The organism is Mesorhizobium sp., from assembly GCF_024509055.1.
Classification (GTDB): Bacteria; Pseudomonadota; Alphaproteobacteria; order Rhizobiales; family Rhizobiaceae; genus Mesorhizobium.
In genome coordinates, this window is the sequence record NZ_JANINM010000096.1 from 16,003 (window position 1) to 38,313 (window position 22,311).

19 protein-coding genes are annotated in these 22,311 nt (G+C 63.9%); 9 read left to right on the plus strand and 10 right to left on the minus strand.

Features of this window, described 5'->3' with window-relative positions; translation table 11 throughout:
• Nucleotides 1-119 precede the first annotated feature (119 nt).
• The 3 genes from Q0L57_RS05700 to Q0L57_RS05710 all read right to left on the minus strand — a co-directional run bounded on the left by Q0L57_RS05700 (nucleotide 120) and on the right by Q0L57_RS05710 (nucleotide 4,100).
• On the minus strand, nucleotides 120-1,217 hold the full coding sequence (locus Q0L57_RS05700) for a polyamine ABC transporter substrate-binding protein (RefSeq protein ID WP_296739287.1): 1,098 nt from the start codon (nucleotides 1,215-1,217) through the stop codon (nucleotides 120-122).
• Nucleotides 1,218-1,555: 338 nt separating this feature from the next.
• The gene (locus tag Q0L57_RS05705; protein ID WP_296739369.1) at nucleotides 1,556-2,506 is read right to left on the minus strand and encodes a DMT family transporter; all 951 of its coding nucleotides are present in this window, start codon (nucleotides 2,504-2,506) and stop codon (nucleotides 1,556-1,558) included.
• 145 nt (nucleotides 2,507-2,651) lie between these two features.
• Nucleotides 2,652-4,100 carry a short-chain fatty acyl-CoA regulator family protein gene (locus Q0L57_RS05710; RefSeq protein WP_296739289.1) on the minus strand — a complete coding sequence of 483 codons (1,449 nt, stop codon included), beginning with the start codon at nucleotides 4,098-4,100 and terminating at the stop codon, nucleotides 2,652-2,654.
• Nucleotides 4,101-4,349: 249 nt separating this feature from the next.
• Between Q0L57_RS05710 and aceA the strand changes: the two genes are divergently transcribed.
• The 3 genes from aceA (at nucleotide 4,350) to Q0L57_RS05725 (ending at nucleotide 6,607) form a co-directional block, all read left to right on the plus strand.
• A complete protein-coding gene (aceA, locus tag Q0L57_RS05715) occupies nucleotides 4,350-5,639 on the plus strand; it encodes an isocitrate lyase (RefSeq protein WP_296739291.1) in 1,290 nt (429 codons plus the stop codon).
• Nucleotides 5,640-5,693: 54 nt separating this feature from the next.
• Nucleotides 5,694-5,936, plus strand: coding sequence for a hypothetical protein (locus Q0L57_RS05720; RefSeq protein ID WP_127858903.1), 243 nt, complete (start codon nucleotides 5,694-5,696; stop codon nucleotides 5,934-5,936).
• A gap of 263 nt (nucleotides 5,937-6,199) precedes the next feature.
• A complete protein-coding gene (locus Q0L57_RS05725) occupies nucleotides 6,200-6,607 on the plus strand; it encodes a response regulator (protein ID WP_296739299.1) in 408 nt (135 codons plus the stop codon).
• A gap of 50 nt (nucleotides 6,608-6,657) precedes the next feature.
• On the opposite strand, the gene Q0L57_RS05730 is transcribed toward Q0L57_RS05725, so the two are convergent.
• Entirely contained in the window at nucleotides 6,658-7,371 is a 714-nt protein-coding gene (locus Q0L57_RS05730; RefSeq protein WP_296739301.1) for an HAD family hydrolase, read from the minus strand.
• A 181-nt stretch (nucleotides 7,372-7,552) separates the two neighbouring features.
• Here Q0L57_RS05730 and Q0L57_RS05735 point away from each other — a divergent pair, with 181 nt between their 5' ends.
• The 3 genes from Q0L57_RS05735 (at nucleotide 7,553) to Q0L57_RS05745 (ending at nucleotide 11,445) form a co-directional block, all read left to right on the plus strand.
• Nucleotides 7,553-8,986 (plus strand): glutamine synthetase family protein, encoded by a 1,434-nt coding sequence (locus tag Q0L57_RS05735; RefSeq protein WP_296739371.1) that lies wholly within the window; start codon nucleotides 7,553-7,555, stop codon nucleotides 8,984-8,986.
• Nucleotides 8,987-8,992: 6 nt separating this feature from the next.
• Nucleotides 8,993-10,279, plus strand: coding sequence for an FAD-binding oxidoreductase (locus Q0L57_RS05740; RefSeq protein WP_296739304.1), 1,287 nt, complete (start codon nucleotides 8,993-8,995; stop codon nucleotides 10,277-10,279).
• 248 nt (nucleotides 10,280-10,527) lie between these two features.
• Entirely contained in the window at nucleotides 10,528-11,445 is a 918-nt protein-coding gene (locus Q0L57_RS05745; protein WP_296739306.1) for an SH3 domain-containing protein, read from the plus strand.
• A 22-nt stretch (nucleotides 11,446-11,467) separates the two neighbouring features.
• On the opposite strand, the gene Q0L57_RS05750 is transcribed toward Q0L57_RS05745, so the two are convergent.
• Nucleotides 11,468-12,760 (minus strand): Mur ligase family protein, encoded by a 1,293-nt coding sequence (locus Q0L57_RS05750; protein WP_296739307.1) that lies wholly within the window; start codon nucleotides 12,758-12,760, stop codon nucleotides 11,468-11,470.
• Between the two features lie 155 nt (nucleotides 12,761-12,915).
• The gene (locus Q0L57_RS05755; protein ID WP_296739373.1) at nucleotides 12,916-13,662 is read right to left on the minus strand and encodes an SDR family oxidoreductase; all 747 of its coding nucleotides are present in this window, start codon (nucleotides 13,660-13,662) and stop codon (nucleotides 12,916-12,918) included.
• A 285-nt stretch (nucleotides 13,663-13,947) separates the two neighbouring features.
• Here Q0L57_RS05755 and zwf point away from each other — a divergent pair, with 285 nt between their 5' ends.
• From zwf to edd, 3 genes are all read left to right on the plus strand, one after another.
• Nucleotides 13,948-15,417 carry a glucose-6-phosphate dehydrogenase gene (gene zwf / locus Q0L57_RS05760; protein WP_296739310.1) on the plus strand — a complete coding sequence of 490 codons (1,470 nt, stop codon included), beginning with the start codon at nucleotides 13,948-13,950 and terminating at the stop codon, nucleotides 15,415-15,417.
• Nucleotides 15,399-16,115, plus strand: coding sequence for a 6-phosphogluconolactonase (gene pgl / locus Q0L57_RS05765; protein WP_296739311.1), 717 nt, complete (start codon nucleotides 15,399-15,401; stop codon nucleotides 16,113-16,115). The genes zwf and pgl overlap by 19 nt, the downstream gene beginning before the upstream one ends.
• Nucleotides 16,116-16,178: 63 nt before the next feature.
• Complete coding sequence (gene edd, locus Q0L57_RS05770; RefSeq protein WP_296739314.1) at nucleotides 16,179-18,002, plus strand: phosphogluconate dehydratase; 1,824 nt, start codon at nucleotides 16,179-16,181, stop codon at nucleotides 18,000-18,002.
• Nucleotides 18,003-18,045: 43 nt separating this feature from the next.
• Here edd and Q0L57_RS05775 read toward each other — a convergent pair whose 3' ends face one another.
• The 4 genes from Q0L57_RS05775 to folD all read right to left on the minus strand — a co-directional run bounded on the left by Q0L57_RS05775 (nucleotide 18,046) and on the right by folD (nucleotide 22,228).
• Nucleotides 18,046-18,438, minus strand: a complete 393-nt coding sequence (locus Q0L57_RS05775) for a GFA family protein (RefSeq protein ID WP_296739316.1) — start codon at nucleotides 18,436-18,438, stop codon at nucleotides 18,046-18,048.
• Between the two features lie 75 nt (nucleotides 18,439-18,513).
• The gene (locus Q0L57_RS05780; protein ID WP_296739319.1) at nucleotides 18,514-20,220 is read right to left on the minus strand and encodes a VWA domain-containing protein; all 1,707 of its coding nucleotides are present in this window, start codon (nucleotides 20,218-20,220) and stop codon (nucleotides 18,514-18,516) included.
• Nucleotides 20,221-20,311: 91 nt separating this feature from the next.
• A complete protein-coding gene (locus Q0L57_RS05785) occupies nucleotides 20,312-21,310 on the minus strand; it encodes a GlxA family transcriptional regulator (RefSeq protein WP_296739321.1) in 999 nt (332 codons plus the stop codon).
• 18 nt (nucleotides 21,311-21,328) lie between these two features.
• Nucleotides 21,329-22,228, minus strand: a complete 900-nt coding sequence (gene folD / locus Q0L57_RS05790; RefSeq protein WP_296739324.1) for a bifunctional methylenetetrahydrofolate dehydrogenase/methenyltetrahydrofolate cyclohydrolase FolD — start codon at nucleotides 22,226-22,228, stop codon at nucleotides 21,329-21,331.
• Nucleotides 22,229-22,311: the final 83 nt, after the last annotated feature.

Genomic DNA, 22,311 nt, shown 5'->3' on the forward strand with positions numbered 1-22,311 from the left:
CGGACCTGTTCTACCAGCTTGTTGTGACGCAATTCCCGGCGGAAAACCGCCGTGCTTTTCCTGGAATTGACTAAAGAAATGTGACCCCGGCAGTTTGCTGCCGGGGTCACCCGCGACTGTTACTGACCGGTGACGATCTTCGTCCAGGTGCGTGTGATGACGCGCTGGGTCTTCGGATCGTATGGCTGCACCGTATAGAGCTTCTTGAGCGTCTCGGCGTCGGGATAGACCGAGGTGTCTTCCAGGATCGCCTTGTCGACGAATTGCTGAGAAGCCTTGTTGCCGTTGGCGTAGAGCACGTAGTTCGACGACTTGGCGATCACTTCCGGCTTCATCATGTAGTTGAGGAATTCATGCGCCTCGGCGACATGTTTTGCATCGGCGGGGATCGCCATCTGATCGAACCACATCTGGGCGCCTTCCTTCGGAACCGAGTAGCCGATCTCGACCCCTTGCTTGGCGTCATGGGCGCGGTTGCGGGCCTGGAATACGTCGCCGGACCAGCCGATCGCCATGCAGATATCGCCATTGGCGAGCGCATTGATATACTCGGAGGAGTGGAACTTGCGGATGTAGGGACGGACCTTGAGCAGTGCTTCCTCGGCCTTCGAGATATCATCCTGCGAGGTGCTGTTCGGATCGAGGCCCAGATATTTCAGCGCCGCGGGAATGACGTCGGCCGGCGAGTCCAGAACGTAGACGCCGCAGTCCTTCAGCTTGGCCAGCTTGTCAGGATTGAAGAACACGTCCCAGCTGTCGATCTTGTCGGTACCGAGCGCGGCCTGCACCTTCTTGACGTTGTAGCCGAGCCCGACCGTGCCCCACATGTAGTTGACTGAATATTCGTTGCCGGGATCGTATTTGCCGGTGCGCTCGGTAATGACGTCCCACATGTTGGAGATATTGGGCAGCTTCGACTTGTCGAGCTTCTGGAACACGCCGGCCTGGATCTGGCGCGCCAGGAAGTTGGCGCTCGGCACCACGACGTCGTAGCCACTGCCGCCCGCAAGCAGCTTCGTCTCGAGAATCTCGTTGGAATCGAAAGTATCGTAGACGACCTTGATGCCGGTCTGCTTGGTGAAGTCGTCGATGATCGAACTGTCGATATAGTCCGACCAGTTATAAACATTGATGACGCGATCCTCGGCGTGGCCGCCGATGGTAAAAAGCGTCAGAAATACCGAGGTTGCCGAAAGCCAAAGCGCTTTGCGGATCATGCTTCTCTCCTTTGATGAATGTTCCCCCACCGCCCGCGGCGATATGGGCGCGGGGCGGCGTTCGTTTCAGATTATTGAGCTTTACTGGAAGCGACAAGCGTGAACTGCCGGCAATGCGCCGGACCGTCGTGCGATGGTTGCAGGCGCTTCGCCATCTCCGGGGAGGTCCCGGAATGGCGGCAACGGCATTCGCCGCGGCATAAGAAGAAATACGACAGTGTTGTCCGGTCCCGACCAGACCGGCGAATAAACTTGGCAAGACACGCCTGTCTTGTTGTTGCAATGGCCTCAGCCTGCCCGGCCAGCAACGCGGTTGTCAATGGGGAGGGGCGTTACAATCAATTGGGAGACGGCAGGCCGGTGACGCCGGGCCGCGCCGGCCGCGTCTGGCGTTTGAACTCGAAGCCGATATGGACCAGCAGCGCCGTGACGACGACCGCGCCGCCGATGATGGTGCGCACCGACGGCACTTCTGAATGGACCAGCCAGACCCAGATCGGGCCAAGGATCGGCTCGAAAGTGCCGAGCAGCGCGGCGATCGCCGCGGGCACCAGCCGCGCGCCCATGGCGAAGAAGGCGAGACCGACGCCGAGGTTTATCACGCCGAAGGCGAAGAGGAATCCCATGTCACGGCCGGAGACCGCGAACTCCGATGCCTGTGATGCAGCGAACACACAGGCAAGCAAGGCGGCGAGACAGTTGGCCGGAACCATGCGCACATGGGCGAAACGCCGGGTGATGACGGTCGCGAACGAAAACATCACCGCGATCAACAGCGCGAGGCCGTCGCCGATCGGAGAGACGGCGCCGCCGAGGGATTCCGAGACCATGATGGCGACACCCGCGATGACGGCGGCAATGGCGACCCATGTGCCCGGGCTGACGCGTTCGCGAAACAGCACCCAGGCAAGCAAGGCCGCCAGCAACGGCACGCCGGCCTGCATCAGGAGGATGTTGGCGACCGTGGTGTAGGAGAGCGCCACCACGAAGCTCGTCGAGGCCGTGGCAAAGCAGATTGCGACGCCAAGGCCGGGCAAGCCCATGTCACGGAACAGTTTCCAGGTGCCGCGCCAGCCGTCGCGCCAGAGCATGAAGGCGATGAGAAAGGCCACCGCCCAGAGCGAGCGCCAGAACACGACGGTCCAGTTGTCGCCGACATGGATGAAGCGGGCGATGGTGCCGCCAAAGCTCCACATCAGCGCCGACAGGAAGACCAGCAGCATGCCGATCCGCTCCTCGCGCGGCGAGACTGTGGGCAAGGCGACGCGAGGCGAGGCGGTATCGGTCATGGACACGACTGTCAGCGAGTTGCGGGCGGTACGATGCACCAAGGACGACAAGACTATGTCCCATTCGCGTAGCGCAAAGACGAAAACGAGGCGTGATCCAGCAGTCGCTGAAATATGGGACAAAAGCCGCTGGGGGGCCCCGGACCTAGCCCTGGAAATCGAAGGCGCTGAGACCCGTCACCATCTCGTCGAGGCCTAGCGGGCGCGTCACCGGCGGCTCGGCGCGAGCCAGGCAGCCGGCGCGCTCGCAGAGCCTGCAGGCGGGGCCGACTGGCGTGGCGAACACGGGACCCGCCCCCGCCTTGCCAGCGGCGACCGTCGGCAACGCCGCGCCGTAGACAATCTCGTCGCGAAAGCCGATGTCGCAGCCAAGCAGCAAGGCCGTGCGCCGCGGCCGTTCGGAGAAGGCGCCCTGCGGGCCTTCCAGGGTGCGGGCGATGCAGAGGAATTCGGCCCCGTCGGGCATCTCAACGGCCTCGACAAGGATTTGCGCCGGTTGCGAGAAGGCAGCATGGACCGCGAGTTTCGGACAGCCGCCGCCGAACCGGCTTTGCGGATAGCCCAGGCTGCCCGCCTTGCGGAAGCGGTTGCCGGCATTGTCGACCTCCAGCATGAAGAAGGGCACCCCGGATGCGCCCGGTCGCTGCAGCATGGTCAGCCGGTTCGCAGCCTGTTCGAAGGAGACGCCGAAGCGGGAGCGCAGGACATCGATGTCGTAGCGGGCGCGCACGGCCGCGGCATGGAAAGCCTGATAGGGCATCATCAGCGCGTGCGCGGCATAGCGGCCGAGCTCGAAGCGGGCGAGCCGGCGCGCCTCATCGGTACCGAGCTTCAGCGCCTCAATCTCGGCGGCCACGGCCACCGTCATGCGGATCAGGCTCGCCTCCATCGCGATCTCGCGCAGTTGATCGAAGGGCGATAGCCGCTCGGACAGGAACAGGCGCTGCGAGTGGCGATCGTAGCGGCGGCGCCAGTTCGGCATGGTAGCGACCGGCAGCACCTTGATGACGATGCCATGCTCGCGCCTCAGCCAGGCCTTCAGCGCGCCGAACAGATCATCGCCAGGATCGAGCACCGAGATGAAAGCCTCGGCCTCCTCTTCCAGCGATGCGAAGTGGTTCGCCCGGCGCTCGAAGGTCTCGTGCACCTCATCTATGGGCAGCCGCGCGCCGGACAAAGCTGTCGCCCTGCCCTCACGCGCCAGCAGCTCGTTGAGGTCCGACAGCCGCTCGGCCTGCTCGCGATAGGCGCGAAACAGTTTTACCATCGCGGCCGAGGCATTCGGAGCAATCTCCGCAAGATCGATAAGCTCCTGATCTCCCGGCAGTTCGGCGCTGAGCAGCGGATCGCCGAACACCTCTTTCAGGGCCGCGATCGACCCCTTCGTCTCGCCCTGCAGCTCGTGCGGGTCGACCTTGTAGACGGACGCAAGCTTCAGGATCAGCTGCACCGTGATCGGCCGCTGGTTACGCTCGATGAGGTTGAGATAGGAGGGCGAGATGCCCAGCCCTTCGGCCATCGCCGTCTGGGTCAGGCCCTTGGCGTTGCGAAGCCGTCTAATACGCGGCCCCGCGAAGATCTTCTGGTCGGCCACCCGGCAATCCTTGACAAAGCTTGACTCGAGCCACCCGTCAGGAGGCTGTGCATCACCATTTACAATCGTGACAAATTTACAGAGCCAGCCTGTCAAAGGCAACACAGCTTTTCTCTTATTTTCAGCGCGAAACCACGGTTTTCGTGGCGTATTTTGCGCTGCAATGTAAACGATGTCACACACCTGCAGCGCAATGACAGTTGAAGCAAGGCGCTGCTCGAACCAGCTTTCAATGACCTGGAGTGAGCAATGACCGATTTTTACAACCTCGTCCCATCCGCGCCGGAGGGCCGTTTCGATGGCATCGAACGTCCTTATTCGCCGGAGGATGTGAAGCGGCTGCGTGGCTCGGTCCAGATCAGGCAGACGCTCGCCGAAATGGGCGCGAACCGGCTTTGGAAGCTCATCCACGAGGAAGACTTCGTCAACGCGCTCGGCGCCATGTCCGGCAACCAGGCCATGCAGCAGGTGAGGGCCGGGCTGAAGGCGATCTATCTGTCGGGCTGGCAGGTCGCCGCGGATGCCAACACCGCGTCCGCCATGTATCCTGACCAGTCGCTCTATCCGGCCAATGCCGCGCCGGAGCTGGTCAAGCGCATCAACCGCACCTTGCAGCGCGCCGACCAGATCGAGACTTCCGAAGGCAAGGGCCTGTCGGTCGACACCTGGTTCGCACCGATCGTCGCCGACGCCGAGGCCGGTTTCGGCGGACCGCTCAATGCCTTCGAGATCATGAAGGCCTTCATTGAAGCGGGCGCCGCGGGCGTCCATTACGAGGATCAGCTGGCGTCGGAAAAGAAGTGCGGCCATCTCGGCGGCAAGGTGCTGATCCCGACGGCCGCGCATATCCGCAACCTCAACGCGGCGCGCCTGGCGGCCGACGTCATGGGCACGCCGACCCTGGTGGTGGCGCGCACCGACGCGGAAGCGGCAAAGCTGCTCACTTCCGACATCGACGAGCGCGACCGGCCTTTCGTAGACTACGACGCCGGCCGCACGGTCGAGGGCTTCTACAATGTCAGGAACGGCATCGAGCCTTGCATCGCGCGCGCCGTCGCCTACGCGCCGCATGCCGACCTGATCTGGTGCGAAACCTCGAAGCCCGATCTCGCGCAGGCGAAGAGGTTCGCCGAGGGCGTGCATAAGCATCATCCGGGCAAGCTGCTCGCCTATAATTGTTCGCCGTCCTTCAACTGGAAGAAGAACCTCGACGACGCGACCATCGCCAAGTTCCAGAGGGAACTCGGCGCCATGGGCTACAAGTTCCAGTTCATCACGCTGGCCGGCTTCCACCAGCTGAACTTCGGCATGTTCGAACTGGCGCGCGGCTACAAGGACCGGCAGATGGCGGCCTATTCGGAGTTGCAAGAAGCCGAGTTCGCGGCCGAGGCCAACGGCTACACCGCGACCAAGCATCAGCGCGAGGTCGGCACCGGCTATTTCGACGCGGTGTCGATGGCTATCACGGGCGGGCAGTCTTCGACCACCGCCATGCATGAATCGACCGAGCACGCCCAATTCAGGCCTGCGGCCGAGTAACGGATAACAACCAGAGGAAACGCCCACAGGGCATCTACATCGAGGAGAACAGCAATGGCATCGATAAGCCGAGTCAAGGAACGCGCCGAAGAACAGTCGAGCGCGATGAGCGTCGACCAGCAGGCAACGATCCGCATGCTTGCCAACGACCTGCACAGGCTTAACCAGTCGGTCATGAAGGCAGTCGAGGCGGGCGTCTCGGTGGAACTGGTGCGTTCGGCCAGGCACCATGGCGGCGACGGCAACTGGGGTGATCTTTTGATCCCGGTCATCGTTACACATCAGAGCCATAGCTGACGTAACGTCAACAATCGCTGGCGAGTGTCTCCCGTGCGTTATACGTTCGGGAGACAGTCGTCTCTTTTCGAATTTCGTTCATTGCGGTAGTCAGAACTTGCGCTGAATTTTAGCAGTTCTTGTTATATTTTCGCGTTCTATCGTTTCAGCTTGACACGGTGGGCGATCTCACGCCAATTGCGCCTCAGGTTTCAACCCTGCATTGAACCAGAGGCCCGCCCAGCCCCATGTGTCCCGCCAATCCCGACGACCCTGCAAAACCATTGAAACCGGCAGACCGTGCCGGCGGGTTGCCGACCGACTTTTCCAAAGTGCTTGTCGTCGGAAAATCCTCGATCAACCGGGTCGTCGTCTCGAAGATCGTCGAGAAATCGGGACTGAAGCCAATATCTGAATCGCCCGACACCGCCGGGAAGGCACTGAGCGGCCATGTGCCCTGCGCTGTCATCCTGGACGGCGGAGCCGACAACAAGGATTGCGACGGGCTGGTCTCCGGCATCGACGCGTTGCGGCGCGCGTCGGGCAAAGCACTGCCCTCGGTGATCCTGCTCTCGTCCAGGACCGGCACGCCGGAAAGCTTCGGCCTCTCGAGCGTGATCGACGCCGTGGTCGCCAAGCCGATCACGCCCGAACGGCTGCAACCGGTGATCGATAGGCTGATTGGCCGCTGACAGTTCAGCACTAAGCGGGATCGCCGACGTTCCTGCCCGAGATCAGGCGATTAGCCAGCCTTCGCTATGGTCTCGATCAACGCAGGCAGTTGTCCAAGGTCGGCGATCCGACGAAACCGCGGCGCGGTAACCGGCGCCTCGGCATGCTCGACCGCCCAGGTCAGCTCGTGCGGCACATGGACGCCCCAACCGCCGGCCTCGATGGCCGGAACCACGTCCGATTTGAGCGAGTTGCCGACCATCATGCTGTTTTGCGGCCCGTCGCCATGGCGGCCGAAGATACGGGCATAGGTGGCCGCGCTCTTGTCGCTGACAATCTCGACGGCGTCGAAAAGATCGCCGAGCCCTGACTGCGCCAGCTTGCGTTCCTGGTCGAAAAGATCGCCCTTGGTGATCAAGACCAGACGGAAGGAGCCAGCGAGCGTCTCGACCGTTTCACGCGCATATGGCAGCGGCTCGATCGGATGGCTGAGCATCTCACGGCCGGCGGCGAGGATTTCGCCGATGACCGAACCTGGAACCTCGCCATTAGTGACCTCGACCGCCGTCTCGATCATCGACAAGGTGAAGCCTTTGATGCCGAAGCCGTAAAGGGCAAGATTGCGCTTCTCGGCCGCGAGCAGCCTTGCAGCGACGTGTTCGTGATCGCCGTGGTCCGCCAGCAGAGCGGTCAGGCGCTTCTCGGTCATGCGGAAGAACTGCTCGTTCTGCCACAGCGTGTCGTCGGCATCGAAGCCTATGGTCGTCAGACGTGAATCGGACATGGACAGAGACTCGCCTCTCGGATAGTTCATCTAGACCTTGTCGGGCGCGATCGCCAGCCGCAGCGACGGGACCAAGTCTCCGGCTGGCGGTCCCGCGCCTGTGACGAGCGGGACGCCTCCCCTTCCCTTCCCCCACGAGGCCCGGCTATAATTTGAAATCCGCAACACAATCTGGTGAATGATGCCGCCTGAAAAAAAGGAAGTCCGTCCGTCAAGCCGGGGGGGACGCGCCCGCACGCCCGCTTTCCTGAAAAACGAACGTGGTGTGAAGAACTGGAAGGAAGCCAGCGCCTGGCTCGAATGGCGCGGCATCGAGGACATCGAATGCATCACGCCGGACCAGGCCGGCGTCGCCCGCGGCAAGATGATGCCGTCGAAGAAATTCACCTCCAACACCTCGCTGGCGCTGCCTTCGGCGGTGTTCATGACGACGATCTCCGGCGGCTACCCGGAAGACGGCAACGGCTTCCACTATCCGGAGGATGACGGCGACCTGAAGCTTTTGCCCGACCTTTCGACGCTCACCGTCGTGCCCTGGGAAGAAGACCCCACCGCCGCTGTGATCTGCGACCTCGTGCATCAGGACGGCCGTTCGGTGGAATTCACGCCGCGCAACGTGCTGAAGCGCGTGCTTGCCGCCTACGACGAGCGCGGCCTCAAGCCCGTGGTGGCGCCCGAGATCGAATTCTACCTGGTACGAAAGAACCCCGATCCGGACTATCCGCTGACGCCGCCTGTCGGCCGCTCGGGACGGCCTATCGGCGGCGGCGCCGGCTACTCGATCGCCGGCGTCAACGAGTTCGACGAGCTGATCGACGACATCTACCATTTCTCGGAGCGGCAGGGCCTGGAGATCGACACGCTGATCCATGAAGAGGGCGCCGGCCAGCTCGAGATCAACCTGCGCCATGGCAACCCGATCGAGCTCGCCGACCAGGTCTTCATGTTCAAGCGCACCATCCGCGAGGCGGCGCTGAAGCATGAGATCTACGCCACCTTCATGGCCAAGCCTATCCAGGGACAGCCGGGTTCGGCCATGCATATCCATCAGTCGGTGGTCGACAAGAAGACCGGCAAGAACATCTTCTCGGCCGAGGACGGCTCGGAGACAGACGACTTCTTCCATTTCATCGGCGGCATGCAGAAGCACGTGCCCAACGCGCTGGTGATGTTTGCGCCCTACGTCAATTCCTATCGTCGGCTGACCCAGGCCGCTTCGGCGCCGGTCAACACCCAGTGGGGCTACGACAACCGCACGACCGCCTTCCGCGTGCCGCGCTCCGACCCGGCGGCGCGCCGCGTCGAGAACCGCATTCCGTCTTCCGACGCCAATCCCTACCTTGCGCTCGCCGCTTCGCTGGCCTGCGGCCTGATTGGCATCACGAAGAAGGAGAAGGCGTCAGCGCCGGTGCTGACGACAGCCAACGAAGACGAGATCGATCTACCGCGCAACCTGCTGGAGGCAGTCGACCTGTTCGAAAGCGACACGGAACTCGGCGCTCTCCTGGGAAAATCCTTCGCGGCGACCTATGCGGCTATCAAGCGCGCCGAGTTCGAGACCTTCATGGAAGTGATCAGCCCGTGGGAGCGGGAATATCTGCTTCTCAACGTCTGACCGATCATGAACTATCAATCCCCGATTTCCCCCGGGCGCTCGTGGTATGAGGATACGGCCGGGCCTCGGCCCGAGTATCCTGCCCTCGATGGCGACCGCCAATGCGATGTCGTCATTATCGGCGGCGGCTTTACCGGCCTGTCGGCAGCGGCTCATCTTGCCAAGGCCGGCTCGAATGTCGTGCTCATCGAAGCCTATCGTTTCGGCGACGGCGCTTCGGGCCGCAATGGCGGGCAGCTCGGCACCGGCCAGCGTGCCTGGGCCGAGGAACTGGAGGCCGAGTATGGCCTCTCGCGCGCCAAGGCGCTGTTCGATCTTGCGGAAGAGGCCAAGGCGCATCTGCTCGACTTCAGCGCCGCCAACGGCATCGATATCGACTACATGCCGGGCCAGTTGTCGGTGGCGCATAAGGAACGTTACGTCGACGACTACAAGCGCCATGCCGACATCATGGCGAGCCGCTTCGACTATCCGTATGTGAGCTTCATGGACGCGGCGGAAACGGCGCAACGTCTTGGCTCGACGCGTTACTTCGGCGGCGCGCGCGACAAACGCACCGGCCATATCCACCCCTTGAAGCTGGTGATCGGCACGGCCAAGGTGGCGGCCACTGCCGGCGCGCATCTGTTCGAGCAGACGCCGTCGACCGGCATCACCTCCGCCGGCGGCAAAGTGAAGGTCACGACCGCAAGAGGCACGATCTCCGCCGACAAATGCCTGATCGCGGTCAACGCCTATGGCGGCAATCTCGAGCCGGTAAGCGCGGCACATATCATGCCGATCGGCTCCTTCATCGGCGCGACCGTGCCGCTGGGGGCGGATTCGAAAGTGCTGCCCGGCGGCGAATCGGTGGACGATTCCCGCTTCGTCGTGCGCTATTTCCGCAAGTCGAAGGACGGCCGGCTTTTGTTCGGCGGCCGCGAGGTCTACGCCGTCAACGATCCGAAAGATATCCACATCCATATCCGCCGGCAAATCGCCGAGCTCTATCCGGCGCTCAAGGATGTCGAGATCACGCATGGCTGGGGCGGCTATGTCGGCATCACGGTGCCGAGAAAACCCTTCGTGCGTGAAGTCATGCCGAACGTGATCTCCGTCGGTGGCTATTCCGGGCATGGCGTCATGTTGTCCAACTTCTTCGGCAAGCTCTACGCCGAGACGGTTTGCGGCAATCGCGACCGGCTGAAGCTGATCGAGGATTTGAAGATTCCAGCCTTTCCTGGTGGCCGGCGCTTCCGCGCGCCGCTGCTATTCCTGGCACTCAGCTGGTATGCGCTGCGCGACCGTATCTGAGCGGGCATCGGTCCGAAGCCTTTGATTCGGCAAGCGACATGCCGCTGCGGCAAGTTGCAGAATCCTTAACAAAGGCGCAGAATTTCGCACTGATGCCATAATCGGCAGCGATAGGTGCAAGTTCTGGGCGATAGATACGGGGATTTGCGCGGGCCTGCCCGCCGCAATTCGGGACCGATGCCGATCGAAAGCCGGCTGTTACGGCAGTGATCGAAAGAACGTCGGCCTGCTACTTGGAGGTGGTTTGAGTGAGTGAGCCCTTCAGTTTCGGCGCGCCGGAACGACGGCGCTTCGCAATGCAGTTCGGCTATGATGTACGGCCATCCTTCTGGCAGAATGTCCAATCGAATTCGCATTTGGTGATCGCAGCTGTCGGCACCGTGGCGCTGCTTGGCGTCGCGGCGGTAGCGCTTTGGCTGGCCTTGCCCGGCAACGGCCGGCAGACCGTCGCCAGCACAGGGCAGACCGTGCCCGCCGTTCCGGTCAAGACGACGAAGATCGCGCCGGCCGCGGCAAACGCCGTCGTGACGGTTGCGGCAGCGCCGCAGGCCGCTCGCAAGGCCGACGCGGTTTCGCCGGCCACCGCGGTCCGCGAGGCCGCTATTCCCGCGCTGGCCTCCAGCAGCCCCCGCTGGAACCCTGCCGGAAGCGGAACAACACCTGCTCCGGCCGAGGCGGCGGCATCACCGGCGCCAGCCAACCAGGCGGCTTCCACCGAGTCGGCTTCCAACCAGCCCGCGGCCAGCCCGCCGGCCGCGCAAAAGGAAGCGGTGGCGGCCTACGCCGAAGCCCCTGCCGAGAACGACGCCTCGACGGCGCTGTCGGAAGTCGCGGCGCCCGCGCCGACGGACGACCAATCGGCGGCCGGGAACAATGCGGACGCCGAGACCGCGGCCATCCCGGAAGTCAAGCCGCAGGCTCCCGATGCCGATACGGCGGCAACCGGCGACAACGCAGCCAAGCCTAGGCAAGCCAGCGCCGGCGCGAATGGGCACATCCTTCGGCCGGTGACGATGCGGGCAGGCCCAAAGAAGGGCGCTGCCGCGATCCTGACCGTGCCCGCCAAGGCGCCGGTGCAGGTGATGAATTGCAAGCAGTGGTGCGAGATCGTCTACAACGGCAAGCACGGCTGGGTCTACAAGAGCTACGTCAAAACCGGCGCCTGATCCGGATCGCCGCGCGGCTGCGTCAGCCGCCGAACGCCCGGCGAAGGCGCTGCAGGCGGCGATGGAACTTGCGCTTCCTGACGAAGTCCCGATGTTCATCGAACGGCACTTCGTAGAGGCCGCAGGTCAGGCAGCCTTCCTTCTTGCCGCAGGCCGGAATCCAGCATTTGACGTCGCGGGACCAGGCAAGCGCGATACGCTCCAGGTGAAGATTGGAGGAACTCTTGAGCAGGACCAGTTCGCCGGGCGCCGCCGTGCGTTTGATGTGATCCGAGACCTCTTTGGGCGTGCGCAATTCGACGAACCTGCCGATGTCTCGATCGTCCTGACTGGCCTTCGATCGATGCGCATGCTCGCCGACATAGATCACTTGGCCCGCGATCTCCCGTGCGCTCTCATATGCCCTGGCATATCTTATGTTCGAGCCGGTAAAGTCCGACAACTGGCCAAGGACGATCCGCTTGCTGTCGAAAGTCGAGCTTGCCAACATCTCGAAGGCAAGGCCCACCGAATGCCCGGGCGCCTTGGCGCAATCCACGATGAAGTGTGGGCCGCCGTCGGTGGTGATTACCTGGCAACGGTTGGCCAGTGGTTCGAATGTCGCGACCCTATCCGCCACCGTCTGGGGCAGCACTCCAAGTTCCAGCGCGGTGGCCGCCGCCGCGGCCACAGGTAGCCAGAAATGCGCGCCAGGGAATGACGTTTGCAGGTCCAGTGCCGCGGCGCGCCAGAGCAGCGTGAAGCTGAGCCTGCGGGGATAGGCAGCGCTGATATCGGTGACGCGATAGTCGGCTGCTTCCGACTCGCCGAACGTCACGAAGCGATGCTGGCCCGATGCCATGGCAAGCACGTTGGGATCGTCGGCATTGAGCACGGCGAGGCCGCCCGGTTCCAGGGCCTCGACCAGTGCACGTTTTTCCTGAGCGACGTTTTCCAGGGTCCTGAAACTGGAAAGATGCTCCAGCCGGACCATCGTGACGACGGCCACGTGCGGCTTCAGCATTTCCGCCATCGGCCTGATGGTACCGACGCCGAAGGCCCCGGCTTCGAAGACCACATAGTCGAGAGGGCCGGCCCGCGGCACCCGCTTGTAAAGCGTGTTGACCAACGCGGTCATCGCATTGGCAAGTATCTGCGTGTGGACGGCACTCTGTCCGGCCAGGATGTGCCCGAGCAGGCCGGCCGCCGTCGACTTTCCGGAGCTTCCGGTGACACCTATGAAAACCGCGCCGCTTCGCGCCCTCGCGCGCCCGGCCCGGTAGAGCCGCAACCGCCACGCCAAATTCTTGCGAATTTCCCGCAGACCAGCCTTCATCAGCCGCTATACCCGACCCGATCCGTTATGCCCTCCGGCGGATCGTCGAGTCAAACCGGAACCGCATGTCGGCTGTGTGCCTTGGCGAACAGTTTACCGGCTTGTTACCAGGCAATTCAGGACGGGAACCGTTCCACACTTCTCCCGGGAATTGCCTACACGCAGCGCCCGCCGTCGACCTCCAGCGCCACGCCGGTGATGAAGGCGGCTTCGTCCGAGGCCAGCCAAAGCGCAGCGTTGGCGATGTCGAGCGGTGTCGAGAGCCGGCCGAGCGGGATGGACGCGCGGAACTTCTCGCGGATCTCCGGCGTGTCCGCGCCCATGAATTTTTCCAGCATGCCGGTTTCACCGGCGACCGGGCACAGGCAGTTGACCCGGATGTTCTTCGGGGCAAGTTCCACCGCCATCGACTTCGTCGCTGTGATGGCCCAGCCCTTGGAGGCATTGTACCATGTCAGGCCGGGCCTCGGACGGAGGCCCGCCGTCGAGGCCGTGGTCAGGATGACGCCGCCACCCTGACGGTCCATGATCGGCACGACGGCAAGTGCTGCGTGATAGATCGCCTTCATGTTGACGGCGGTGATCAGGTCGAAGGTCTCCTCGTCGACGCCAAGCATGTCGCCGTTGCGGTGGGTATAGCCGGCATTGTTGACCATGATGTCGATGCGGCCGAAGGCGCTCTTGGCGGCGTAGATCATCTCGTCGAACTCGGAGCGCAGCGAGACATCCGTCTGCGTCCAGATCGCGTTGTCGCCGATCTCTTGCGCCACGCGCTCGGCCCCCTTGGCGTTGAGGTCGGCAACCACCACGCGCGCGCCCTCCTCGGCAAAGCGCTTGGCCATGCCCTCGCCGAAGCCCGACGCCGCGCCGGTTATGATGGCGACCTTATTTTCCAGACGCATGCTTTTGCCCGCCATTGAACCCATCCCAGAATTTCAGGAGAACGACCGCGCCGCCATTCTCCCTTAGCTTTCGTCACATTCACGTTCTATGTTGCAGCCGCGAACGCTGCCGGAAGCCGTCGCCCCGCCGACAAGCCTCCGTGCAGCGCCGGTGTCAAGGGCACAGGGGACGCCAACCGATATGCAGCGATTGGCTCTTGCTGTGACACCATGGCACTGGAAAATTTAAATCGATTAGAATATACCACTCGCGCTACCGGCGCCCGGCCTCAAATCGGACTGACCATGACCAGCCAGATCATCCCTGTCGATCCTTTCGACTTCATCATCTTCGGCGGCACCGGCGACCTGTCGGAACGCAAGCTGCTGCCTTCGCTCTACTATCGCCAGCGCGACCACCAATTTTCCGAACCGACGCGCATCATCGGCACGTCGCGCGCGAAAATGACCGACGCGGAGTTCCGGGCCTTCGCCAAGCAAGCGATTTCGGACCATGTGAAGGCAGCGGACGTCGACGCTAAAGAACTGGAAACCTTCCTGGCCAGGCTGTCGTATGTCCCGGCGGACGCGACCACTGGCACCGGTTTCGACAAGTTGAAGAAGGCGATCGGCGACAGCGACCGCATCCGCGCCTTCTACCTGGCGGTGGCGCCGGCGTTGTTCGGCGACATCTCGCACCAGCTCAAGGAACACAAGCTGATCACGCCGAACTCGCGCATCGTGCTGGAGAAGCCGATCGGCCGCGACCTTGCCTCGGCGCGCGCGCTGAACGACGCCGTCGGCGACGATTTCCATGAAAGCCAGATCTTCCGCATCGATCACTATCTCGGCAAGGAAACGGTGCAGAATCTGATGGCGCTGCGCTTTGCCAACGCGCTCTACGAGCCGCTTTGGAACTCCGCCCAGATCGACCATGTGCAGATCACGGTCGCCGAGACCGTGGGTCTCGAGGACCGCGTCACCTACTATGACAAGGCAGGCGCGTTGCGCGACATGGTGCAGAACCACATCCTGCAGCTGCTTTGCCTGGTCGCCATGGAAACGCCGTCGTCGATGGATGCCGACGCGGTGCGCGACGAGAAGCTGAAGGTGCTGCGGGCGCTGAAGCGCATCAACGGCAACGAGGCGCCCAAGCACACCGTGCGCGGCCAGTATCGTGCCGGCGCCTCCGCCGGCGGGCCGGTCAAGGGCTATGTCGAGGAACTCGGCAAGGACAGCAACACCGAGACCTTCGTCGCCATCAAGGCCGAGATAGGCAACTGGCGCTGGGCCGGCGTTCCCTTCTACCTCAGGACCGGCAAGCGGCTGGCGACCCGCGTTTCAGAGATCGTCATCGAGTTCAAGCCGATCCCCTATTCGATCTTCGGCGACAGCGCCGGGCCGATCTTCGCCAACCAGCTGGTGATCCGCCTGCAGCCGGACGAAGGCGTCAAGCAGTTCATCATGATCAAGGATCCGGGTCCGGGCGGCATGCGCCTGCGCCAGATCTCGCTCGACATGAGCTTCGCGCAGTCGTTCGACGGGCGCGCGCCGGATGCCTATGAGCGGCTGATCATGGATGTCGTGCGCGGCAACCAGACGCTGTTCATGCGCCGCGACGAGGTCGAGGCGGCATGGAAGTGGATCGACCCGATCCAGAACGCCTGGGAAAGCGCCCGGCAGGAAGCACAGGGCTATACGGCCGGCACCTGGGGGCCATCGGCCTCGATTGCGCTCATCGAACGTGACGGACGGACATGGCACGAGAGCAATTGAACGCGCCCAACTACCGTTGGAACGGCTTTGCCGATCGCCAGGAGCTGGCGGCGGCACTTGCCGGCCAGGTCGCCTCGAGGCTGACCGATGCCGTCGCAAAACGTGGCAGCGCGGTGCTCGCAGTATCAGGCGGCACGACTCCGGCGAAATTCTTCGCCGCGCTGTCCGCCACGCCCATCGCCTGGGACAAGGTCACGGTGACACTGGTCGACGAGCGCTTCGTGCCGCCATCGTCGCCGCGCTCCAACGCTGGGCTCGTGGCCGCCAACCTGCTCCAGAACAAAGCGGCGGCAGCGCGCTTCGTGCCGCTCTACCATGAAGCGGCAAGCATCGAGGATGCGGCGGCGGCGGACAGCGAGGCGTTGAAATCCCTGGCCTGGCCACTCGACGCAGTCCTGCTCGGGATGGGTGGCGACGGCCACACCGCGTCATTCTTTCCCGACGCCGGCAATCTCCCGGAACTGCTCGATCCGTCCTCACAGCGGATCGTGCTGCCGGTGCATGCGCAAAGCGCTGGCGAGCCGCGGCTCACGCTTTCTATGGCGCGCATCATAGCGGCCGGCTTCATCGCGCTGCAGATCGAAGGCGATGACAAGCGCGCAGCCTTCGACGGCGCAATGGGACCGGGCGAGAAAAAGCCCATCCGCAAGGTGCTCGAAGCATCGCCGATCCCGGTAGAGGTGTTCTGGGCACCCTGATTTCCAAAGAGGCAGTCCCGGCAGCCGTGGGAGGACGTTGCCCGGGACTCGAAAGGACCGACCATGACAGCCAGACGCGATATCGAAGCCATCACGGAACGCATCCGCCAGCGCTCGAAACCCGGACGCGAAGCCTATCTCGGCCGCATCGCGGAAGCGTCCGGTCGCACGGCCAACCGCGCGGTGCTGGGCTGCGGCAACCTCGCCCATGCCTTCGCCGTCTGCAGCCCGTCCGAGAAGGTGGCACTTGGCGGCGACCGCGTGCCGAACCTCGGCATCATCACCTCCTACAATGACATGCTGTCGGCGCATCAGCCGTTCGAGACCTTTCCGGCGATGATCAAGGAAGCAGCGCGCGAGGCGGGCGGCATCGCGCAGGTTGCCGGCGGCGTGCCAGCAATGTGCGATGGCGTCACCCAGGGCCAGCCCGGCATGGAACTGTCGCTGTTCTCGCGCGACGTGATCGCAATGGCGGCCGCGATCGGCCTCTCGCACAACATGTTCGACGCCGCCGTCTTCCTCGGCGTCTGCGACAAGATCGTGCCGGGCCTGGTGATCGCGGCGCTGACCTTCGGGCACCTGCCGGCGATCTTCATTCCGGCCGGGCCGATGACGACCGGCCTGCCGAACGACGAGAAGGCCAAGGTCCGCCAGCTTTACGCCGAAGGCAAGGTGGGGCGCGCCGAACTGCTGGAGGCGGAGTCAAAGTCCTATCACGGGCCGGGCACCTGCACCTTCTACGGCACCGCCAACTCCAACCAGATGCTGATGGAGGTCATGGGCCTGCACACGCCCGGCGCCTCCTTCGTCAACCCGGGCACGCCGCTGCGCGACGCGCTGACCAGGGAAGCGGCGAAGCGGGCGCTGGCGATCACCGCGCTGGGCAACGCGTACACGCCGGTCGGGCGCATGATCGACGAGCGCTCCATCGTCAACGGCGTCGTCGGCCTGCACGCCACGGGCGGCTCGACCAACCACACCATCCACCTGATCGCGATGGCCGCCGCCGCCGGCATCTCGCTCACCTGGCAGGACATTTCCGACCTTTCGGAAGCCGTGCCGCTGCTCGCCCGCGTCTATCCCAACGGGCTCGCCGACGTGAACCATTTCCACGCCGCCGGCGGCCTCGGCTTCCTGATCCGCGAGCTGCTTGACGAAGGCATCCTGCACGAGGACGTGCAGACGGTCTGGGGCGAAGGCCTCAGGCCATATGCGGTCGAAGCCAGGCTCGGCGACGATGGCGGCGTGGTGCGCGAGGCGGCGCCACGCGAGAGCGGCGACGAGAAGGTGCTGGCGCCCTTCAAGAAGGCGTTCCAGCCGACGGGCGGGCTCAAGGTGCTTGCGGGCAATCTCGGCCATGCCGTCATCAAGACTTCCGCCGTGAAGCCCGAGCGGCGCGTCATCGAAGCGCCGGCAAAGGTGTTCGACAGCCAGCAGGGGCTGAACGATGCCTTCAAGGCCGGCACGCTCACGGGAGATTTCGTCGCCGTCATCCGCTTTCAGGGACCGAAGGCCAACGGCATGCCGGAATTGCACAAGCTCACCACCGTGCTTGGCATCCTGCAGGATCGTGGCCAGCGCGTCGCGCTGGTGACCGACGGACGTATGTCGGGCGCTTCCGGCAAGGTGCCGGCGGCGATCCATGTGACGCCGGAAGCGGTCGAGGAAGGACCGATCGCCAGGATCCATGACGGCGACATCATCCGCCTCGACGCCGATGCCGGGACGCTGGAAGTGCTGGTGCCGGGGGCGGAGTTCGCGCTACGCCGCACGGCGGATGCCGATCTCATCGGCAATGAATTCGGCTTCGGCCGCGAGCTGTTCGCCGGCTTCCGGCAACTGGTCGGGCGCGCCGATCACGGCGCCGCGGCGTTCGGCAACGCCTGAGCCTTACCGTATCCCCAAAGCGAACGACCGTCCGGTCGCGCGCTTATTCCTCGGAGCGGCCCGCGGCGTCTCGATCACGCTCGTACCGTCTTGCGAGTGGAAACGGCGGCAGCCAGGATTCGCGACGCACGGTCCACAGCTCATAGGTGGGCATCAGTTGATCCGGGGCATCCAGGGAGCCCAGGCTCACTTCGATTTCGTCGCCGGTGCGCGCGAAAACGGACGAGCCGCAGCGCGGGCAGAAAAACCGCCCGGCATAGTCGCGTGTCTCGCCGTCGATCTTCACCGCACCATGAGGGAAGATCGCCGACGCGTGAAAGAGCGCCCCATGATGCTTGCGGCAATCGAGACAGTGGCAAAGGCCGACGCGGTATGGGCAGCCCGTCGCCACGATCCGGACGTTGCCGCACAGGCAGCCGCCCGTGAACCGGTCCATGATTGCCTCCTCCAATAGCGGGGAGCTGGAGGCGCCCAACGACTGTTCCAGCGCCTTTCGTCTGCCCGTCCGAACCTACTGGACGGTGATCTCGCTCCGTCCGCCGACTTTGACCGTAACCGGCACTTCCTTGTCCTGGCCCTGGTCGGACATGTGGCGCACGACGACATAGTCGCCAGCGGGGACCGTCTGCTGCCAGCTGTCGCCATAGCTCAAGCCAAGCGATTTGCGCTTGCCGTCGATGTCCTTCGTCGCCGCGAACAGCTCGATCGAATAGGCGCCAGGCGCCGACATGGCCAGCACGCCGGCCCCGAGCGCGACCTTGATGTCCTGGCTCTCGCCGGCCTTGATGCTGAAAGGCTGTTCGGCCACGGCGAGATCGAGCGTGGCGATAGCGACATAGTCGTCCGGCGGCAGCCAGAACTTGCTGTCCGACCCGTAGGAGTGCTCGACGCTTTCGCGGCTGCCATCGGTCTTCTTCTTCGCCTTGACTATCTCGAAACCGACGGCGGAATTGTCCGCCTTGTCGCCACCGGCGACATAGTAGGCGTTGAGCACCGCATGCCCGACACCGACGATGACGTCCTTCTCGACGGTCTGTCCGGCGGCAAGCCGAACGGTCTCGGTCGCCGTGCCGGCGCCGATCTGCACCGTCACCTTCTGCTCGCCGGCAGGCACCATGACCTTTGCATCGCCATAGCTGGTGGTGGTTCCGCCCGGATAGGCGATGTCGACACGGGCTTCGGCACTGCTCTCGGCGCCCTGGCTGGCACGCGGATGGATGACCAGCGTACCGCCGTTCAGCGTGAATAGCGGGTCATAAGTCTTGCCCGCCTCGATCTTGATCTTCTGCTCGGTCCTTGCCTCGTCGTTGCGGGCGACGACGACATAGTCGCCAGGTTCGAGATTGGTCTTGAGCGGCCCGTATTCCGTGGTGACCTGGTCGCCGCGCGTGCCGTCGGATTTGGCCTTGTAGATCTCCCAGGCATTGCCGTCGGTGATCCGCTCGCCGCCTTCCGCCATGACCACACCCGGCGTGAAATTGAACTCAGGCTTGGCGGGCTCCGGGGCTGGCGCCGCAGCGGGGGCCGATGCGGTCTCGGTGGCGGCCGGCGCAGGCTGGGGCGCCGGGGCTGGGGCGGACGCGGCCGTCGGAGCGGAGGGCGCGACGGTTTCAACCAGCGCTTCCTTCAGCGCCTTCTCGTCGGAAACCTGGATGTATTTGCCGCCGGTGTTCTCGGCGAGACAGGCGATCTGCCTGCCTTCGTCGGCGGAAAGGCCAAAGCCGACGACGTCGGCGGTGAAGTCGACGCCCTTTGCCTTCAGCTCCTTGCCAAGCGCGCAGGGGTCGCCGCCGCAGCTCTCCAGCCCATCGGTGATGAGGACCACGGTCGCCTTGTCCTCGGTATATTTCAGCGCCTCGGCCGCCTGTTTGACGGCGGCCGTCAGCGGGGTCTTGCCCTGGAATTTCAAGCTGTCGGCGGCAGTGGAAATCGCGCCGGCCGAACCTGCCTGCGGCGGCACGATCAGCTCGATGTCGTCGCAACTGCCCTTCGTGCGATGGCCATAGGCCATGAAGCCGATCTGGTCATCGGCCGGCACTGACTGCAGCACGTTGCGCAGGGACTGGCGTGCGATTTCGAGCTTGGGTTTGCCGTCGATCTGGGCCCACATGGAACCCGACGCGTCGAGAATGACGATGACCTTGTTGGCGGCAAAGCCGAAGGTCGTCGTCGACAAAAGGAAGATCGCCGCAGCGACGCTCCGTGCCAGTCCCGCCATTAAAATCTCCTGAGTGAGCCCCGTCCGCGCCGGAAAGCTATTTGAGGCGGCCTTGGGAGACAAGCCCGACGGAATGCGAAACGAAGGCTGCTCAATAGGTGGTGCGGCGTTCCTCGGAAGGCGGGCGGCCGAATTGCAGGCGATAGCTTTGCGCGAAATAGGAGTGCGAGGTGAAGCCGGTGGCGATCGCCACGTCGAGGATCGGCATATTGGTCTGGCGCAGAAGCTCGCGCGCCCGCTCCAGCCTCAAACGCATATAGTAGCGGCCGGGCGTCACGCTCAAATGGCGCAGGAACAGGCGCTCGACCTGGCGTACCGAAAGGCCGGCCGACTTCGCGAGTTGCACCGCCGACAGCGGCTCGTCGAGATGGTCGGCCATCAACTCGACGATCCGCCTGAGCTTCTCCGATTTGCCGGTGAGATCCCGTTCGGGCCCGACGCGCTGCCGGTCGCCGGCCGAGCGGATGCGTTCGTGCTGGAACTGGTTGGCGACGCCGTTTGCAAGGTTGGAACCGAAATCACCGCGCACGATCTCCAGCATCAGGTCGATCGAGGTGGTGCCGCCGGCGCAGGTGTAGCGCTTGCGGTCGATCTCGAAAACGTTGCCGGTGCAGTTGATGTCCGGGAAGCGCTCCATGAAGCCGGCTCGGTTTTCCCAGTGGATGGTGCAACGGTAGCCGTCGAGCTGTCCGGCTTCGGCCAGCAGGTAGGAGCCGACCGACAAGGCGCCGAGCGCGTTGCCACGCCTGCCCCAGCTGCGCAACGCCGCCAGCACCTTGCTCTTGCCGGGGAATTCTATGGAGAGGCCCACCGACACGAACAGGATGTCGACCGGCGGCATGTCGGCGACGGAGTAATCTATCTTCAGAGGCAGGCCGTTGGAGGCCATGACCGCGTCGCCGTCGGCCGAAATCGTCGTCCAGCCGTAGAAGTCACGACCGAGCAGCCTGTTCGCCGAACGGAAGCAGTCGATGGCCGCGGCGAGCGAGAACATCGAGAACTTGTCGACCAGCAGGAAACCGAACTGCCGGCCGCCCTGAACGGGATCGCTGCTGACCGGCCGTTCAACAGGAGCAGTTAGGTTCGGCAATGCTGAGGCTTTCTAAAATCAGAAGGACGGCCGCTTCAATCCGGCCGCGAGGTAGGCGGAAGCTACAGTGTTCGCCATCAGCATGGCAATGGTCATCGGGCCGACGCCGCCGGGCACGGGGGTTATGGCGCCGGCGACCTTCGCCGCCTCGGCATAGGCGACATCGCCGACCAGACGGCTTTTGCCCTCGCCTTTCTCCGGCGCGGGGATGCGGTTGATGCCGACATCGATGACGGTGGCGCCGGGTTTCACCCAGTCGCCCTTGACCATTTCCGGGCGGCCAACGGCGGCGACCAGGATATCGGCGGTGCTGGCCAGCGCCGGCAGATCCTTGGTGCGGCTGTGCGCGATGGTGACGGTGCAGTTGGCTGCAAGCAGCAGGTTGGCCATCGGCTTGCCGACGATGTTGGAACGACCGACGACGACGGCGTTGAGACCGGACAGATCCTTGCCGCGCACCCGCTCGATCAAAAGCATGGAACCCGCCGGCGTGCAGGGCACGAAGGCCGTCTCCAACTCGCCGGTGCCGAGCTTGCCTACATTGATGAAATGGAAGCCGTCGACATCCTTCTCGGGCGCGATCGTCTGGATGACCTTGCCGGAATCGATGTGGCCCGGCAGCGGCAGCTGGACGAGAATGCCATGGATCGACTTATCGGCATTGAGGTCGCCGATGATCTTCAAAAGCTGTTCTTCGGTTGTGTCGGCCGGCAGCGTGTGCTGCACGGAATGGAAGCCGCATTCCTTGGCGGTGCGGGACTTCGAAGCGACATAGACCTGGCTTGCCGGATCCTCGCCGACGATCACCACCGCCAGGCCCGGCCTGGTCGCGCCCTTGGCCGAAAGCTCCGATGTCAGCGCCTTGACCTTCGACACCACATCCTCGGCGACGCTCTTCCCGTCAATCACTTCGGCCATCACTCACCTTCACCATTGCTCAGCGGCGGCACGCCATGCGCAGCCCGGTTGCTCGGCCCGCCACCGCTCAATCGAGCCAGGTG